This is a genomic window from Halorubrum sp. SP9 (assembly GCF_005435015.1).
Taxonomy (GTDB): domain Archaea; phylum Halobacteriota; class Halobacteria; order Halobacteriales; family Haloferacaceae; genus Halorubrum; species Halorubrum sodomense.
The window spans coordinates 498-730 of the sequence record NZ_SGXU01000205.1 but is presented as its reverse complement, the minus strand read 5'-3'; positions in this window follow the sequence as shown (position 1 = coordinate 730).

Below are 233 nucleotides of genomic sequence, written 5' to 3'. Positions count from 1 at the left end.
ACGTAGGCGGATCCTTCAACGTGACCGTCGTCGTTGATCCAAATGTCGTCGGTGAGAACGTCACTTTCAACGAGCGCGTCGTCGGTGCTGTCGTTGCTGTTGGCTTGTGTGCTCATAGTAACGCCAGGAACCCGAGTGAACGGGATCCTCGCAAAGAATTGATCCACGACTTACGCGAGGTAGTGTTCGCGCATCTGCCGCGCGTAGAAGTCGTGAATCTCGTCGCACAGCGG